Raw genomic sequence first — 16892 nt, forward strand, 5'->3', positions numbered from 1 at the left:
GCGATGGCGACCGCCACCTCGCCGCGGCTCGACTTCCGCAGCGACACCCGCACCCTGCCGGACGCCCGGATGCGCGCCGCGATGGCCGGGGCCAGGGTCGGCGACGACGTGTACGGCGACGACCCCACCGTCGCCTTCCTGGAGGAGACGGTCGCCGGACTCCTCGGCACCGAGGCCGCGTTGCTCATGCCCAGCGGCACCATGGCGAACCTCGTCGCCCCGCTCGCCGCCGCCGGGCCGCCCGGATCGCCGCCGCCCCGGGTGATCGCCGGCGCCGACACCCACATGGCCTTCCTCGAAGCGGACGGCCTGCGCCGCTTCGGCGGGGTCGACCTCGTGCCGGTGGCCCAGGACCCCGACGGCCTGCCCGACCCCGACGCCCTGACCGCGCTGCTCGCCGCGGGCGCGGGGGACCGGCCGACCGTGGTGTGCCTGGAGAACACCAGCATGATGCGCTCCGGCAACGCCATCGACGCCGCCGCGACCCGCTCCGTGGCCGACCTCGCCCACCGGTACGGCGCACACCTCCACCTCGACGGCGCCCGCCTCGCCAACGCGGCCGTGGCCCTGGGGGTCCCGCCCGCCGAACTCGCCGGACCCGCCGACAGCGTCTCCTTCTCGGTCTCCAAGGGACTCGGCGGCCCGGTCGGCGGACTCCTCTGCGGCACCCACGCCTACCTCGCGCACGCACGGGAGACACGCACCTGGCTCGGCGGCTCCCTGCACCAGGCCGGGATCGTCGCCGCACCCGCCCTCGTCGCACTCGGACGGCTGCCCGAACTCGCCGCCGACCACGAGAAGGCCGCCGTGCTCGCCGACGGCCTCGCCGCGGTGCCCGGCGCCGAGGTGATGCGCCCCCCGCGACCGACCAACATGGTCATGGCCCGCCTCGCCGGCCTCGCCGCCGACGACTGCGCAACGCTCCTCGCCGGACACGGAGTTCGCGTTCTTCCCCTGCCGAACGGCCATGTCCGCTTCGTGGCGCACCGGTCACACGACATGATCAGTGTGCGCGCGGCCGTCAGGGCGCTGGCGGCCGTGGCGGCCACGCTGCCCACCGGGCCGGACCGACAACCGAACGAGCCCTCCCCCGACGGGGAGGCTCCGTGACATCGATGGAGGAACCATGACCGACGTGCCACCGCGTGGACTGGAGGAGCGGCTCAAGGACACGCGCGCCAGGCTGGAGAACGACGTCGACCTGTGGGTCGCCACGTCCGGCGCCGAGGGCGGGGTCCACCTCATCCCCCTCTCGTACCTCTGGGACGGCACCGCGTTCCTGATCTCCACCCCGCGCGCCTCGATCACCGGCCGCAACCTCCTCGCCGACGGCCGGGTCCGCCTCGGCCTCGGCCCGACGCGCGACGTCGTGATCGTCGACGGCGTCGCCGAGCCGGTGGACGTCGCCGCGCTCGGCCAGGAGGCCGGCGACGCCTTCGCGGCCAAGACCGGTTTCGACCCCCGCGAACTCGACCAGCCCTACCAGTACTTCCGCATCCGCCCGCAGCGCACCCAGGCCTGGCGGGAGGCGAACGAGCTGGCGGGCCGCGGCCTCATGCGCGACGGGGTCTGGCTCGGCTGACCCGCGCGACCGCGACACCCCCGCCGCCGGCCGGTCACCCCCGTGACCGGCCGGCGGCCGTGCGCGCGGGCCGGGTCCAGTCGTTCTTGACCGGCCCTGAAGAGCCTTTTGCCAGGCTGCGACGGCAATGCATCCGTCGATATTTCTGGAAGGGCGAACATGGGGACAATCGAGGTTCCGGTCCTGATCGTGGGCGGTGGCGGATGCGGTCTCTCCGCCTCCGTCTTCCTGGCCGACCAGGGCGTCGACCATCTGCTGGTGGAACGGCACCCGGACACGTCGAGGATTCCGAAGGCGCACTATCTCAACCAGCGCACGATGGAGATCTTCCGGCAGCACGGCATCGCCGACGACGTCCTCGCCGAGGCGGCACCGCTGGAGATGTTCGGCAAGGTGCGCTGGCAGACCACGCTGGCGGGCGACGGCCCCATGGACCGCCGCCTGATCCACGAGATGGACGCCTTCGGCGGCGGCGAACTGCGCGAGAGCTACGAGCAGGTCGGCCCCGTCCTGCCGGCCAAGCTGCCGCAGATGTGGCTGGAGCCGATCCTGCGCCGCCACGCGGAGAACCGCAGCCCCGGCCGGATCCTCTTCCACCACGAGCTGACCACCTTCTCCGACGAGGGCGACCACGTCCGCGCCGAGGTGCGGAACGTCGAGACGGGCGAGGTCACCACCGTCAAGGCGCAGTACCTGATAGGCGCCGACGGCGGCCGTTTCGTGGGCCCCGAGGTCGGCATCAAGCTGGACGGCCCGCCCGGACTCGTCAACACCACCACCGCGTACTTCTCCGCCGACCTGTCCGAGTGGTGGGAGGAGGGCACGCTCATCACCCACTTCCTCAGCCCGGAGGACCCCGACCTCTCCAGCAACCTCATCGAGATGGGGCCGAGCTGGGGCAAGGCCTGCGAGCAGTGGGGCCTGCACTTCGCGCCCGGACCGCCCGGACGCTGGGACGCCGAGACCGTCATCCCGCGCATCCGCGAGCTGCTGCGCCTGCCGGAACTCGAGATCACCGTGCACAAGGTGACCGACTGGATCGTGCACGCCCACCTCGCCGACCGCTACCGCGTCGGCCGCGTGCTGATCGCCGGCGACGCCGCGCACCGCCAGCCGCCCGCCGTCGGACTCGGCCTCAACACCGGCATCCAGGACGCCCACAACCTGGCGTGGAAGCTGGCCGCCGTCGTCAACGGCGGTTCGCCGGACAGCCTGATCGACACCTACGAGGCCGAGCGCCGTCCCGTGGGCCGCGAGAACGTCGACTGGGCCGTGTCCGCCGCGAGCCACCACCAGGTGGTCATCGACGCCATCGGCGCCGGCCACAACATCCCGGCCGGCCGTCGCGGACAGCGCCTGGAGGCGTACTTCGACCCGTCCCCGAACGGCGACACCGTGCGGGCGCGGGCGCTGGAGATCTTCCACACCCACCGGGGCGGCTGCCAGTCGCTCGACATGGAGGTGGGCTTCGGCTACGACGAGGGCGCGCTCGTCCCCGACGGCACCGAGCGGCCGGCCCGCGTCCCGATGCGGAACGTGCACGTGCCGACGTCCCGCCCCGGCCACCGGCTGCCGCACGCCTGGATCAGCCGGGACGGCGAACTCCTCTCGACGATCGACCTCACCGGCACCAGCGGCTACGTGCTGATCACCGGCCCCGAGGGGACGCCGTGGACCGAGGCGGCCGAGCGCGTGGCGGAGAAGTACTCCGTCCCGCTCGTCACGGCCCGCATCGGCGAGGGCGGCGACTACGACGACGTCGACGGCGGATGGGAGGCCGTCCGGCAGATCACCGGCGGCGGCGCGCTCCTGGTCCGCCCGGACGGGCACGTCGCCTACCGCGCCACGGAGGCCGCGGAGGACCCGGAGCAGGTCCTGACCGAGGTGTTCGCGGCCGTCCTGGACCGCTGACCCCGCTCCCGGAACGACGAGAAGGGGCCGTGCCCGATCGGGCACGGCCCCTTCTCGTCGCCGTCAGGGCGGGAAGGGCCGGGTCAGACGCCGACCGCGACCGCGCGCTCGGCGGCCTCCTTCTTCAGGAAGCCGAGGACCTGGTCGGCGGCCTTGCGGGCGGTGGCCATGCAGACGCCGACGCCCACGCCGTCGTACAGCGCGCCGCACACCGCGAGGCCGGGCTGGGTCGCGACCGACTCGCGGATCCGCTTCACCCGGTCCAGGTGCCCGACCGTGTACTGCGGCAGGGCGTCGTCCCAGCGGCTCACCCGGCTCGCCACCGGCACCCCGGTCACGCCGATGGCCTCGGCGAGCTCGGCCGCCGCCACCGCGACCAGGTCGGCGTCGTCGCGCCGCAGCAGGTGGTCCTCGCCGAACCGGCCGAGGGCGCAGCGGACGATCTCCACCTCGCCGGCCAGGTGCGGCCACTTCACGGTGGTGAAGGTGACCTCCTTGACGAGCTTCCCCTCCGTCGCCGGCACCCGGTAGGCGGCGTAGCCGCGGCCGTGGAGGCCGCCGCCGGTGAACGCCGCGTGCGGGTAGGCGAGCGTCACCGTCGCCACGCTGGAGTACGGGACCTCGGCGAGCGCGGAGACCGCGGCGGAGGCGCCGGGGACGCCGGAGAGCAGACGGCCCGCGGGCCCGGCCGGCACGGCGACGACGACGGCGTCGGCGTCGATGTACTCGGGGTCCGTGACCGGGCCCACGGCCAGCCGCCAGCCGTCGGCGGTCCGGGAGAGCTCCCGGACGGACGCCCCGGTGCGCAGGGACGCGTCCGGAGCGGCGGCCAGCACCTCCCGCACCAGCGTGGGCGGCAGGGAGCCGAAGCCGCCCTCCAGGGTGGCGACGCTCACCGGCGGCGGCTTCTCGCCCTCCGCGAGCACCGGCGTCAGCGAGCCCGCCGCGTCCGAGAGGGACACGTGGTTGCGGGCCGCCATCGCCAGCGGCGTCAGGGTCGCCTCGAACGAAAGGTCCTCGGCGCGGCCGGAGAACACGCCGGCGAGGAACGGGTCGACGAGGCGGTCCACGACCTCCTGGCCGAGCCGCCCGCCGACGAACGACGCGACCGAGACGTCCCCCTCGCGGTCGAAGGAGGGCAGCGCCAGGTCCTGGCGCGCCCGGTCGAGCCCGGCGGCGGACAGCACGCCGGACCGGGCCAGGTCGTCCATGTCGCAGGGCACGCCCATGAACTGACGGTCCGGCTGGTGCCGTATGCCGTCCTTGGTGAGGATCGCCGACGCGGTGACGCCCGCCGACATGATCCGCTCGCCGAGCCCGGCCTCCTTGATCAGACCGGTGGTCTTGCGGCGGTTGGCGTACAGCGACTCGGCGGCCTCGTCGACCGGCACCCCGGCCACGTCGGAGACCTTGAGCTTGCCGCCGATCCGGTCCGAGCTCTCCAGGAGCGTCACCCGGACCGGTTCGTTCCGCAGGTAGAACGCGGCCGCAAGGCCCGCGATACCACCCCCGACGATGACCACGTGGGGCTTTCCGCTCGCCTGATCCCGTTCGCTCCCGGCCATTCCACCAGCTCCTTGATGAATGATGCATACGGTGTCGTAGGACCCGCCCCGGCGCCGACGGGTCGGCGCCGAGGCAGGCTTCGGCAGTCTGACCGGGCGTCCCGGACCCCCGGTCGAGTGCGGCTTGACTAGGTCCTGGCCGGCAGCGCCTAGGACCGCTCGGCGGTCCCGAACCAGCGGGCGAGGGCCCCGGTGAGGTCGTCGACGCTGCCGGGGGAGGTCCAGGCGACGTAGCCGTCGGGGCGGACCAGGACCGCGTCGAGCGCGGGCTCCGGCGCGGCGGCCCAGGTGCCGGTGACGACGTCGACCCGGTCGGCCAGGCCCGCCGCGGCCGGCACCGGGGCGCCGTCCGTGGTGACGAGCAGGCCGCGCCCGGTGCGCAGCAGGTCGGCGATCCGGGTACGGGTGCCGTCGGGCAGGTCGACCTCCCGGCCGGGCGGCATGCGCAGGCCGAGCAGCGGGTGGTCGCCCTTGCCCAGGTCGTAGCGGACGCCGAGGTTGCTCAGCATCCCGGCCAGGTGCTCGGCGGCGTCCGGGTGGGAGACCAGCTCGGTCATGATCGAGCGGACCGGGTCCATGTCCTCGCCGGTGAGCCGCAGTTCGATCGCCGCCCGGGCGTTGCGCGCCAACTGCTCGCCGACCGGGTGGCGTTCGGCGTGGTAGGTGTCGAGCAGGCCCTCGGGGGCCGTGCCCTGGAGCGCCGCCGCCAGCTTCCAGCCGAGGTTGACGGCGTCCTGCACGCCCACGCTGAGCCCCTGCGCCATCGCCGGGGGCTGGATGTGCGCGGAGTCGCCGGCGAGGAAGACCCGGCCGCTCCGGTACGCGGCGGCGGCCCGGGAGGCGTCCGTGAAGCAGCTGATCCAGCGGCACTCGCCGTGGTGCAGGGACTCGCCGGTGAGGCGCTGCCAGGCGTCGGCGAGGTCGGTGAACGTGAGGGAGTCGCGGTCGCGCGGCGGCGTCCCGGCCTCGTGGACGACGACGCGGGTGACGCCGTTCTCCAGGTCCATCGCCATGATCATGCTGCCGCCCGGCAGGTTCTCGCCGATGCGCCGCTTGCGGGTCTCGATGCCGGTGACGTCGGCGGTGAGGAAGCCGCGCCCGCCGGGCGTGCCGGGGAAGTCGATGCCGGCCAGCTTGCGGACGGAGCTCCGCCCGCCGTCGCAGCCGACGAGATACCGGGCGGCGGCCTCGGCGGCGCCCTCGGGACCGTCGAGGGCCACGACGACGCCGTCGCCGTCCTCCTCGAAGCCGGTCACCTCGTAGCCGCGCAGGATCGGCACGCCGAGCCCGGTCACCCACTCCTCCAGCATCCGCTCGGTGCGGAACTGGGAGATGCCCCGGTGCCCGTAGTGGTTCTCGGCCAGCGCGGAGAGGTCGATCGGCACCCCGCCGAAGTGGCTGTCGGCGGGCTCGGTCGCGCCCAGCCCGCCGAGCAGGCCCCGCTGGTCGAAGCACTCGGCGGTGCGCTGCGTGAAGCTCGCGCCGCGCGACTCGCGCGCCGGGGCGGGCAGGCGCTCGTAGACGACGACGTCCACGCCGCGCAGGCCGAGTTCGCCGGCCAGCATCAGCCCGACGGGCCCGGCGCCGACGACGATGACATCCCGGGCTGTGTCCCTGGGCATACGGAAGCTCCTTGGGTCGAGGGGGCCGGTCAACGGCCGGCGGTCTGGGGGACGCGGGCGGTGCCGAACCAGCGGCCGAGCGCCTCGGCGAGGCCGTCGGCGCTGCCGGGGGAGGTCCAGGCGACGTAGCCGTCGGGGCGGACCAGGACCGCGTCGAGCGAGGCGACGGCGTCGGTGCCCGCGCCGGCGTCCGGCTCGGTGATCCAGGTGCCGGTGACGACGTCGACCCGGTCGGTCAGGCCCTCCGCGTGCTCCGCCGCCGGGCCGCCGTCCGTGGTGACGAGCAGGCCGCGCCCGGTGCGCAGCAGGTCGGCGACGCGGGCGCGGGTGCCGTCCGTCAGGGCGAGTTCGCGGTGCGGCGGCAGGCGCAGGCCGAGCAGCGGGTGGGTGCCGTCGCCGACCGCGTACCGGATGCCGAGGCCGCTCACGATGCCGGCGACCTGCTCCGCCGCGTCCTTGTGGGCGAGCAGCTCGCCCATGACCTCGCGGATCGGGTCCATGGCGTCGTCGCCGAGGTAGACCTTCTGCGCGGCTCGCGCGTTGCGGATCAACTCGGCGCCGACCGGGTGGCGTTCGGCGTGGTAGGTGTCGAGCAGGCCCTCGGGGGCGGTGCCCCTGACCGTCGCCGCCAGCTTCCAGCCGAGGTTCGCGGCGTCCTGGAGGCCGGCGCTCAGCCCCCAGGCGGCCAGCGGCGGGATCTCGTGCGCCGCGTCGCCCGCCAGGAGCACCCGGCCGCGCCGGTACTCCTCCGCGTTCGCCGCGGAGTTGCCGGTGGCCCACAGCCACTGGGGCTCGGCGTCGTCGATGGACTCCCCGGTCAGCCGAAGCCAGGCGGCGGCGACCTCGGCGAACGTCAGCGCGCCCGGCGTCGGGCGGGCGGGCAGCGACGGGTCGTGGACGACGATCCTGAGGCGGCCGGGACCCACCGGGGTGCACACCACCATGCGGCCGCCGGGCAGCCGCTCGCCGATGGGCCGGGGCCGCAGGGCGACGCCGGTGATCTCCGCGGTGTACATGCCGCGGGTGGCCTCCCAGCCGGGGGCGGCGATGCCGGCGAGGGTACGGACGGTGCTGCCCGCGCCGTCGCAGCCGACCACATAGGCGGCGGTCTCCTCGCCGGCGCCCCCGGGACCGTCGTACGCGACGACGACGCCCTCGGGGGTCTCGCGGAGTCCGGTCACCTCACGACCGCGGCGCACCGGGACGCCGAGCTCGGCCAGCCAGCCGGCCAGCGCGTCCTCGGTCCTGGCCTGGGACAGGCCGAGGACGCCGCTGTGGTCCTCGTCGAGCATGCCGAGGTCGAAGCGGACGCCGCCGAAGTGCCCCATCGGGCCCCACCGGAACTCGCCGAGCCGGGACAGCACTCCGCGCTGCCCCAGGGTCTCGGCGGCCCGCCGGTTGAAGCCGAGGGCGCGGGATTCCCCGCTCGGCGCGGGCAGCTTGTCGTAGACGACCACGTCCGCGCCGCCCAGCCGCAGTTCTCCGGCGAGGAACAGGCCGACGGGCCCGGCACCCACCACGATGACATCGGTTGTTTTCATCATTTGGACCCTCTGCGCAGTGGCAATGGTTGGCCAGGGTGAAGCTACTCAGCGCCGTGTTCGACTGCAATGAAAGGAATGCGGGCGCGCGGGTGCGGCGTTCAACCGCGGAATGAGCGTGCTTGAACGCCGCTATTGAACGGTTGAACGCCGGAGCCGAATGGCAATGTCGGAGGTGCTCCCGGCTTTTGCCTCTTACTAACGTCAATGCATGAGCAATTCGGCGCGCCTCACGTGGAACGCCCCTCATGAAAGGAAATGACGTGCCGGACGGGAAGATCGCGCTCATCACGGGCGCCAACAAGGGCATCGGGTTCGCCGTCGCACGGCAGCTCGGCGAGCAGGGCGTCACCGTCCTCGTCGGCGCCCGCGACGAGGTCCGCGGCAAGGAGGCCGCGGACGCCCTCGTCGCCGACGGCGTCACGGCGGTGCCGCTCCGCCTCGACGTGACGGACCCGGCCTCCGTGGCCGAGGCCGCCGCCGAGATCGAGCGGCGGTACGGCCGCCTCGACATCCTGGTGAACAACGCCGGCGTCGCGGGCGGCTTCACCGGCACGGCGGACGAGGCCACCGCGGCCGACCTGCGGGAGGTCTACGAGACCAACGTCTTCGGCGTGGTCACGGTGACCCGCGCGCTGCTGCCGCTGCTGCGCCGCTCCGACGCGGGCCGCGTCGTCAACCTGTCCAGCCACGTGGGCTCGCTGACCCTGAACTCGAACCCGGGCTCGCCGCTCGCGGGCCTCGACATGATCGCCTACCAGTCCTCGAAGACCGCGCTGAACGCGCTGACCGTCGCCTACGCGAAGGCGCTGCGCGGGACCCCGATCAAGGTCAACGCCGCCCTCCCCGGAGTGGTGGCGACGGACATCAACCATCACCGCGGCCACCGCACACCCGCCGAGGGCGCGGGGATCGCGGTCCGGCTCGCCCTGCTCGACGACGCCGGCCCGTCGGGCGCCTGCCTGGCGGACGACGGAACCGTGCCGTGGTAGCGCGGCACGGCTCCGACCGAGAGTCACCCACAGAGAAAGAGGAACGGCTGTGCTGCAGATAACGATCGGCGACCTCCAGACCATCATGCGCCAGTGCGCGGGCGAGGCCGAGGACGCGCTGCCGCTCGACCAGGCGCCCGACAGCCCCTTCGACGAGCTTGGCTACGACTCCCTCGCGCTCCTGGAGACGTACAGCCGGATCGAGCGGGACTTCGGCATCGAGCTCAACGAGGACGAGATCGGCCTCATCAACACCGCGGGGGACCTGGTCGAGTTCGTGAACTCGCTGCTCCAGCTGAAGGTCATGTCGGCGGCCTGATCCCGCGCGGGATCGCGGCCGCTCGCGGCCACCCCATCGGAACGTCACGCCGGGCGGGGACCCGGCGGGCGACACACACGGAGGAAGACAGTGGCGGTTGAAGGAACGATCCTCGTGCTCGGCGGTACGGGCCGGCAGGGCGGGGCGGTGGCCCGCGAGCTCCTGCGGCGCGGCGCCACCGTGCACGCCCTGGTCCGCGACCCGGGCAAGGAGGAGGCGCGGGCCCTGGCGGAGGCGGGCGCCGTCCTCGTCCGGGGCGACCTGGACGACCCGGCGTCGCTGCTCGCGGCGATGGAGGGCGTCGACGGCGTCTTCAGCGTCCAGACCTTCCGCGGCCCCGGCGGCTGCGAGGCGGAGGTGCGGCAGGGCAAGGCGGTCGCCGACGCGGCGGTCGAGGCCGGCGTGCGGCACTTCGTCTACAGCTCGGTCGGCGGCGCGGACCGGGACACCCGGGTCCCGCACTTCGAGAGCAAGCTGGAGGTCGAGGAGTACCTGCGGACGCTCGACCTGCCGACGACGGTGCTGCGGCCGGTCATGTTCCACGACATCCTCCTCGACATCGCCCCGCGCCCGGTGGAGGGCGAGCTCGTCCTGTCCATGTGGCTGGACCCGGACACGTCCGTGCAGCTCATCGCCACCAGCGACATCGGCGTCTTCGCCGGGGAGGCCTTCGAGAACCCGGAGGCCTGGCTCGGCCGGGTGGTCGAGATCGCCGGCGAGGACCTGACGGGACCGCAGATGGCCGCGGCGTTCGAGGCCGCGTCCGGGGTGCCCACCCGCTACCAGCAGCTGCCCATCGAGCCGCTGCGCGCCCACCGCGAGGACCTCGCCAACATGTTCGACTGGTTCGAGCGCGACGGCTACCACGCCGACCTGCCCGAACTCCGCCGCATCAGGCCTGACCTGGTCTCCCTGGAGGCATGGCTGAGCGACAACTGGACCGCTCCCCTCGTGGGGGCCCGACGCTGACGACATGGCTCGCGGGGCTCTCAGGAGAAGATCGGATCGCGGGTACGGGTGCGCTTGAGCTCGAAGAACCCGTCGGTCCCCGCCACCGCGAGCACGCCGTCCCAGAGCCGTACGGCGGCCTCGCCGCGCGGGGTCGGCGTCACCACGGGACCGAAGAACGCCACGTCCCCCACCGCGACGACGGGGGTCCCCACATCGGTGCCGACGCGGCCGATGCCGTCCTGGTGCGAGGCCCGCACCGCGGCGTCGTACGCGTCGGACCCGGCCGCTTCGGCGAGGGCCGGGTCGAGGCCGGCGGCGGCCAGCGCCGCCGCGTAGGTGGCCCGCTCCCTGGGCGCCTTCCCCAGGTGGAATCGGGTGCCGAGCTCGGTGTACAGCCGGCCGAGGACCTCGGGGCCGTACTCCTTCTCGGCGGCGGCCAGGACCCGGACCGGCTCCATGCGCAGGGCCAGGTCCCGGTGCCAGCGCTCGGGCAGGTCGGGGCGCCCCTCGTTGAGCACCGTCAGGCTCATGATGTGCCAGCGGACGTCGAGGGGCCGGTGCCGCGCGACCTCGTGGATCCAGCGGGAGGTCAGCCACGCCCAGGGGCAGGTCGGGTCGAACCAGAAGTCGACCGGGGTCGGGGTGGTGTGCGGCAACGTCGGCTCCTCGATGTGTCCGTGCTCGTGTCCGTCGGCGCGATCAGTAGTTGCCGAGGCCGCCGCAGACGTTCATGGCCTGCGCGGTGACGGGGGCCGCCGCGTCGGAGACGAGGTACGAGACGAGGCCGGCCACCTCCTCGGCGGTGGAGTAGCGGCCCAGCGGGATCTTCGCCTCGAAGCGCTCCAGGATCTCCGCCTCGGACGTCTCGAAGTGCGCCGCGTAGCCCTGGCGGACCCGCTGCGCCATCGGGGTCTCGACGTAGCCGGGGCAGACGGCGTTGACCGTGACACCGGTCTTCGCGAGTTCCAGGCCGAGCGCCTTGGTGAAACCGATGACACCGTGCTTGGACGCCGAGTAGGGGGCGCCGAGCACGACACCCTGCTTACCGCCCGTGGAGGCGATGTTGATGATGCGACCCCATCCGCGCCCGACCGGGTCACCCTTCTTCAGGACCGCGCGCGTCATCAGGAAGACGCTGTTCAGGTTGGTGTCGATGACGTCGTACCAGAGCTCGTCGGCGATCTCGGCGGTCTCGCCGCCGCCGCTGCGGCCGGCGTTGTTGACCAGGATGTCGACCCGGCCGTACCGCTCGACGACCTCGTCGACGAGGCGCTCGACGTCGGCGGGCTTGCGGACGTCGGCGGCCAGGCCGTCGGCGTCGTGACCGGCGGCCCGGAGCTTGGCGACCGTCTCCCGGACGTTCTCCTCGCTCCGCGAGCAGAGGAAGACCTTGTGCCCCTGGCTCGCGAGGTTCTCGGCGACGGCCAGGCCGATGCCGCTCGTCCCGCCGGTGATCAGCGCTACCTGCTGTCCGTTGTCGGCCATTCCGCCTGCTCCTTCTCGGGATGTATGTGGGGCCGTGACAATCTGACAAGGAGGGCCCGAATCCCGGTCGAGGAGCGGTGGAGGTCACTCGCCGTTCAACCGCACAGATTCTCCGGTTGAACGTTCGAGTCAACAATTTCAAAAGTGTCTGGTTGCGGGCCCGAGAAGCGCCGACCTATCGTCGGGAAATCCACGAAATAGGCGCTCCGGAAGGAAAGTCATGTCCGAAAAGACCGAGGTCCGCGACCAGTCCGACTCGTACGCCCTGCTCAACCTGATCCAGGGTGCCGTCATTACCCAGGCCATTTCCGTCGCGGCCAAGCTCGGTGTCGCGGACGTCCTCGCCGACGGGCCGCTGTCCGCCGGCGACATCGCCGGGCGCGTCGGCGCCGACGCCAAGGCGACCCACCGCATCCTGCGCGCGCTCGCCGGCCACGGCGTCTTCGCCGTCGGCGCGGACGGCCGCTACGAGAACACCCCGCTCTCCGACAAGCTCCGCGAGGACGCCCCGGACTCGATGCGCGGCTTCGCCGTCCTGATGAGCCACCCGCTCCTGCACGAGGAGTGGGGCCACCTCGCCACCACCGTCGAGACCGGCGAGCCCAACCTTCCGAAGCTGCGCGGCATGGGCGCGCTCGACTTCTTCCACGCCACCCCCGAGTACGCGAACGTCTTCTTCCAGGCCTTCGGCGGCCTCTCCCTCTCGGAGACCGGTCCCATCCTGGACGCCTACGACTTCACCCAGTTCGGCACCGTCGTCGACGTCATCGCCGGCCGCGGCAACCTCCTCGCGGGCATCCTCCAGCAGGCCCCGGACACCAAGGGCGTGCTGTACGACTCCGAGGTCGCCACCGTCGACTCGCAGTCGCTCTTCGAGGAGGCCGGCGTCGCGGACCGCTTCACCATCGAGCACGGCGGCTACCTCGACAAGCTGCCGTCGGGCGCCGACGCCTACGTCTTCAAGCACATCATCCACGACTTCTCCGAGGAGGACGCCGTGACCGCCCTGCGCAACGCGCGCGAGGCGATCGCCCCCGGCGGCAAGCTGCTCGTCATCGAGTACGTGCTCCCCGAGAACAACGAGAACCACCTCGGCCACACCATCGACCTCTGGCTGATGCTGATGCTGGGCGCCCAGGACCGCACGCTCGCCGAGTACACCGAGCTGTTCGCGAAGGCCGGCTTCCAGGTCACCCGCGCCGTCCCCACCAGCGCGCCGATCTCCATCATCGAGGCGATCGCGGTCTGATTCCGCGCACCGCCGCTTCCCCCCATCGCAGAGGTCGAGGCTCAGGACAGGAAAACATGGAAACCGATGTGATCGTGATCGGTGCGGGGCCCGCGGGACTGACGCTCGCGGCCGAACTCCGCCTCGGCGGCGCCGACGTCGTCGTCTTCGAACAGCGGGGGGAGCGGAGCTGGGAGTCGCGCGGCATCGGCTTCACCGCACGCGCCACCGAGATGTTCCACCAGCGCGGGATCCTCGAACGCCTGGAGAACATCGAGGTCACCCGGCAGGGCCACTTCGGCGGCCTCCCCATCGACTACGGGGTGCTCGAAGGCTCGCACTTCGGCGTGCGCGGCGCACCCCAGTACAAGATCGAGGAGATGCTCGAGAACCGGGCCGTCGAGCTCGGCGCCGACCTGCGCCGCGGCTACGAGTTCACCGGCTTCACCGAGGACGAGGACGGCATCACCGTCACCGTGCGCGGACCGGAGGGCTTCGAGGAGCACTCCGCCCGCTACCTGGTGGGCTGCGACGGCGGACGGAGCACCGTCCGGCGCCAGGCGGGCTTCGAGTTCGCGGGCTCCGACGCCACCCGCGAGATGTACCTGGCCGACGTGCGCGGCTGCGACATCAAGCCCCGCATGATCGGCGAACTGCGCCCCAACGGCATGGTCATGGCCGCTCCGCTCGAAGAGGGCTACACCCGCATCATCGTCTGCGAGAACGGGGCGTCGCCCGACCGCGGCCGCGAGGTGACCTTCCCGCAGGTCGCGGACGCCTGGCAGCGCCTCACCGGCGACTCCATCCACCACGGCGAGACCCGCTGGGTGAGCGCCTTCACCGACGCCACCCGCCAGGCCACCGAGTACCGGCGCGGCCGCGTGCTGCTGGCCGGCGACGCCGCCCACATCCACCTGCCGGCCGGCGGGCAGGGGCTGAGCGTCGGCGTCCAGGACGCCTTCAACCTCGGCTGGAAGCTGGCCGCGACCGTCAAGGGCACCGCCCCCGACGACCTGCTCGACACGTACCACGCCGAACGCCACCCGGTGGGGGCCCGGCTCCTGCGCAACACCCTCGCCCAGGGGACGCTCAACCTCACGGGCAGGTCGGTCGAGCCGATGCGGGCCGTCATGGCCGAGCTCGTCGCGCTCCGGCCGGTGGCCCGGCACCTGTCCGGCATGGTCAGCGGCTTCGACATCCGGTACGCGACCGGCGCCGAGGACGCGGCGCACCCGCTGCTCGGCACCCGCCTCGCCGACCGCGAGCTGGAGCTCGCCGACGGCGGGCACGACCGGACCGCCCGGCTGCTGCACGCCGCCCGCGGCGTCCTCATCACCGCGGACGCCACCGGCGCGGCGGCGAAGACCGCCGCCGGCTGGTCCGACCGCGTCGACGTGGTCCGGGTGACGGGCTTCCCCGCGGGACCCGAGGAGGCCGGCGCCCCGACCGAATCGGTCCTCGTCCGCCCCGACGGCTACATCGCCTGGACCGCCCCCGACGGCGGCGACCTCCAGGCCGCCCTGCGCCGCTGGTTCGGCGACGCCCGCTAGAGGCCCCTTACCGAGAGGAGAAGAAACGTGACCGAGAACGCGGTACGTGAAACGGAACACGAGATCACCGTCTCCGCCCCCGCCGAACTGGTGTACGCACTGATCGCGGACGTCACCCGGTGGCCGGAGACCTTCCCCCCGACCGTGCACGCCGAGGTCGTCGAGCGGGACGGCGACGACGAGCTCATCCGGCTCTGGGCGACCGCCAACGGCACCGCCAAGACCTGGACCTCCCGCCGCGTCCACGACGCGGCGAAGCAGAGCGTGACGTTCCGCCAGGAGCGCTCGCAGCACCCCGTCGGCGGCATGGGCGGCGCCTGGATCGTGGAGCCCGTCACCGCCGACTCCTGCCGGGTCCGCCTGCTGCACGACTTCCACGCGGCCACCGACGACCCCGCCGACCTCGACTGGATCAGCCAGGCCGTCGACCGCAACAGCGCCTCGGAGCTCCAGGCCCTGAAGGCGAGCGCCGAGGCCGCCGGCCCCGACGACCTCCTCGTCTTCGACGACACCGTCACCGTCGAGGGCAGCGGCAAGGACGTCTACGAGTTCCTCAACGACGCCCAGTTCTGGCGCGAGCGGCTCCCGCACGTCGCCCGGGTCACCCTCGACGAGGACGAGCCCGGCCTCCAGATCCTGGAGATGGACACCCGCACCAAGGACGGCTCCACCCACACCACCAAGTCCGTCCGCGTCTGCAAGAGCGCCACGACCATCGTGTACAAGCAGATCGTCCTGCCCGCGCTCATGACCCTGCACACCGGCCGCTGGCTCATCGAGGACCGCCCGGGCGGCGGCGTCACCGTGACCTCGCGCCACACCGTGCGGATCAACACCGACAACATCACCACCGTGCTCGGCGAGGGCGTCACCGTCCAGACCGCGCGGGAGTACGTCCAGACCGCGCTCAGCGGCAACAGCCTCGCCACCCTGCGCCTCGCCAAGGCGTACGCCGAGGGCGTCGGCGGCGGGCGCACGGCGCAGTGAGACCGCCCCGGGCGGACGCGCGGGTCGTCGTCGTCGGCGCGGGCCCCGTCGGGCTCCTGCTGGCCTGCGAGCTGAGGCGGGCCCGGGTCGAGACGGTCGTGGTGGAGCGGCTGGCCCGGCCGATGACCGAGTCGCGGGCCAGCCAGCTCAGCACGCGCACCGCCGAACTCCTCCACGAGCGCGGCTTCGACGCGCTGCTCGCCGGGGCCGCGCACGAGCCGCGCACCCACTTCGGCGGGCTCGGGTTCGCGCTCACCCCGGTCGACAGCGCGTACGGGGGCAACTGGAAGGTGCCCCAGTACCGCACCGAGGCCGCCCTCGGCGAGCGCGCGGCGGAGCTCGGCGCGACCGTGCTCCGCGGCCACGAACTCACCACCCTCACCGAGGAGAAGGGCCACGTCCGCTGCGGCGTCCAGGGATCCGACGGGCCCCTGACGCTGCGCGCCGCGTACGTGGTGGGCTGCGACGGGTCCCCCAGCACCGTCCGTCGCCTCGCCGGCATCCCCGCCACCTCCACACCGGCGACCAAGGAACTCCTCCGGGCCGACGTCACGGGCCTGACCGTCCGCGACCGCCGGTTCGAACGCCTCCCCGGCGGCTTCGCGGTCGCGGCGACCCGCGACGGCGTCACCCGCGTCATGGTCCACGCGTTCGGCACGCGACCCGCCGCACGCTCCGGACCGCCCGCCTTCGACGAGGTCGTCCACGCCTGGCGGCGGGTGACCGGAGAGGACATCTCCACCGGCACCCCCGTCTGGCTCGACGCCTTCGACAACGCCAAGGGACAAGCCGACACCTACCGCCACGGCCGGATCCTCCTCGCCGGCGACGCCGCCCACTGGCACCCGCCCGTCGGCGGCCAGGCCCTCAACACCGGGCTCCAGGACGCCGTCGACCTGGGCCCCCGGCTCGCCGCCGCCGTCCACGACGGCGCCGCGCCCGAGACCCTCGACACCTACCACGACACCCGGCACCCCGTCGGCGCACGGGTGCTCCAGCACGTCGCGGCCCAGGAACAGCTGATGCTCGACGGCCCCGGGATCGAGCCGCTGCGCACGGTGCTCTCCGAACTGATCGGCCTCGACCGGGTCCGCGCCCACCTGACGGCGAGGGCGAGCAACCTCGACCACTGGATCTGAAGAACACACGGGAAGTACGG

15 protein-coding genes are annotated in these 16892 nt (G+C 73.2%); 10 read left to right on the forward strand and 5 right to left on the reverse strand.

The window, feature by feature from the left end; genetic code table 11:
- Window positions 1–3 precede the first annotated feature (3 nt).
- From MRBLMG1_RS33955 to MRBLMG1_RS33965, 3 genes are all read left to right on the forward strand, one after another.
- Window positions 4–1110 carry a threonine aldolase family protein gene (locus MRBLMG1_RS33955; protein ID WP_367827992.1) on the forward strand — a complete coding sequence of 369 codons (1107 nt, stop codon included), beginning with the start codon at window positions 4–6 and terminating at the stop codon, window positions 1108–1110.
- A gap of 16 nt (window positions 1111–1126) precedes the next feature.
- Window positions 1127–1582, forward strand: coding sequence for a pyridoxamine 5'-phosphate oxidase family protein (locus MRBLMG1_RS33960; RefSeq protein WP_367827993.1), 456 nt, complete (start codon window positions 1127–1129; stop codon window positions 1580–1582).
- A gap of 159 nt (window positions 1583–1741) precedes the next feature.
- The gene (locus MRBLMG1_RS33965; RefSeq protein WP_367827994.1) at window positions 1742–3493 is read left to right on the forward strand and encodes an FAD-dependent monooxygenase; all 1752 of its coding nucleotides are present in this window, start codon (window positions 1742–1744) and stop codon (window positions 3491–3493) included.
- Between the two features lie 83 nt (window positions 3494–3576).
- On the opposite strand, the gene hemG is transcribed toward MRBLMG1_RS33965, so the two are convergent.
- The 3 genes from hemG to MRBLMG1_RS33980 all read right to left on the reverse strand — a co-directional run bounded on the left by hemG (window position 3577) and on the right by MRBLMG1_RS33980 (window position 8221).
- Window positions 3577–5058 carry a protoporphyrinogen oxidase gene (gene hemG, locus MRBLMG1_RS33970; protein ID WP_367827995.1) on the reverse strand — a complete coding sequence of 494 codons (1482 nt, stop codon included), beginning with the start codon at window positions 5056–5058 and terminating at the stop codon, window positions 3577–3579.
- Between the two features lie 149 nt (window positions 5059–5207).
- Complete coding sequence (locus tag MRBLMG1_RS33975; protein WP_367827996.1) at window positions 5208–6680, reverse strand: FAD-dependent monooxygenase; 1473 nt, start codon at window positions 6678–6680, stop codon at window positions 5208–5210.
- Between the two features lie 29 nt (window positions 6681–6709).
- The gene (locus MRBLMG1_RS33980; protein ID WP_367827997.1) at window positions 6710–8221 is read right to left on the reverse strand and encodes an FAD-dependent monooxygenase; all 1512 of its coding nucleotides are present in this window, start codon (window positions 8219–8221) and stop codon (window positions 6710–6712) included.
- A 263-nt stretch (window positions 8222–8484) separates the two neighbouring features.
- Here MRBLMG1_RS33980 and MRBLMG1_RS33985 point away from each other — a divergent pair, with 263 nt between their 5' ends.
- From MRBLMG1_RS33985 to MRBLMG1_RS33995, 3 genes are all read left to right on the forward strand, one after another.
- Window positions 8485–9213 carry an SDR family oxidoreductase gene (locus MRBLMG1_RS33985; RefSeq protein ID WP_367827998.1) on the forward strand — a complete coding sequence of 243 codons (729 nt, stop codon included), beginning with the start codon at window positions 8485–8487 and terminating at the stop codon, window positions 9211–9213.
- A gap of 49 nt (window positions 9214–9262) precedes the next feature.
- Entirely contained in the window at window positions 9263–9532 is a 270-nt protein-coding gene (locus tag MRBLMG1_RS33990; RefSeq protein WP_367827999.1) for an acyl carrier protein, read from the forward strand.
- 90 nt (window positions 9533–9622) lie between these two features.
- Entirely contained in the window at window positions 9623–10501 is an 879-nt protein-coding gene (locus MRBLMG1_RS33995) for an NmrA/HSCARG family protein (protein ID WP_367828000.1), read from the forward strand.
- A 20-nt stretch (window positions 10502–10521) separates the two neighbouring features.
- Here MRBLMG1_RS33995 and MRBLMG1_RS34000 read toward each other — a convergent pair whose 3' ends face one another.
- Together MRBLMG1_RS34000 and MRBLMG1_RS34005 are read right to left on the reverse strand one after the other, a co-directional pair.
- A complete protein-coding gene (locus MRBLMG1_RS34000) occupies window positions 10522–11139 on the reverse strand; it encodes a DsbA family protein (protein WP_367828001.1) in 618 nt (205 codons plus the stop codon).
- A 43-nt stretch (window positions 11140–11182) separates the two neighbouring features.
- Window positions 11183–11968: an SDR family NAD(P)-dependent oxidoreductase gene (locus MRBLMG1_RS34005; RefSeq protein WP_367828002.1), complete on the reverse strand. Its 786-nt coding sequence runs from the start codon at window positions 11966–11968 to the stop codon at window positions 11183–11185.
- A 220-nt stretch (window positions 11969–12188) separates the two neighbouring features.
- Here MRBLMG1_RS34005 and MRBLMG1_RS34010 point away from each other — a divergent pair, with 220 nt between their 5' ends.
- The 4 genes from MRBLMG1_RS34010 to MRBLMG1_RS34025 are packed head-to-tail and all read left to right on the forward strand — an operon-like array spanning window position 12189 to window position 16872.
- Window positions 12189–13217 (forward strand): methyltransferase, encoded by a 1029-nt coding sequence (locus MRBLMG1_RS34010; RefSeq protein ID WP_367828003.1) that lies wholly within the window; start codon window positions 12189–12191, stop codon window positions 13215–13217.
- 56 nt (window positions 13218–13273) lie between these two features.
- Entirely contained in the window at window positions 13274–14746 is a 1473-nt protein-coding gene (locus MRBLMG1_RS34015; protein ID WP_367828004.1) for an FAD-dependent monooxygenase, read from the forward strand.
- A 27-nt stretch (window positions 14747–14773) separates the two neighbouring features.
- Window positions 14774–15733 (forward strand): aromatase/cyclase, encoded by a 960-nt coding sequence (locus tag MRBLMG1_RS34020; protein ID WP_367828005.1) that lies wholly within the window; start codon window positions 14774–14776, stop codon window positions 15731–15733.
- Window positions 15730–16872, forward strand: a complete 1143-nt coding sequence (locus MRBLMG1_RS34025) for an FAD-dependent monooxygenase (protein ID WP_367828006.1) — start codon at window positions 15730–15732, stop codon at window positions 16870–16872. The genes MRBLMG1_RS34020 and MRBLMG1_RS34025 overlap by 4 nt, the downstream gene beginning before the upstream one ends.
- Window positions 16873–16892: the final 20 nt, after the last annotated feature.

Source organism: Streptomyces sp. LMG1-1-1.1, assembly GCF_040815545.1.
Classification (GTDB): domain Bacteria; phylum Actinomycetota; class Actinomycetes; order Streptomycetales; family Streptomycetaceae; genus Streptomyces.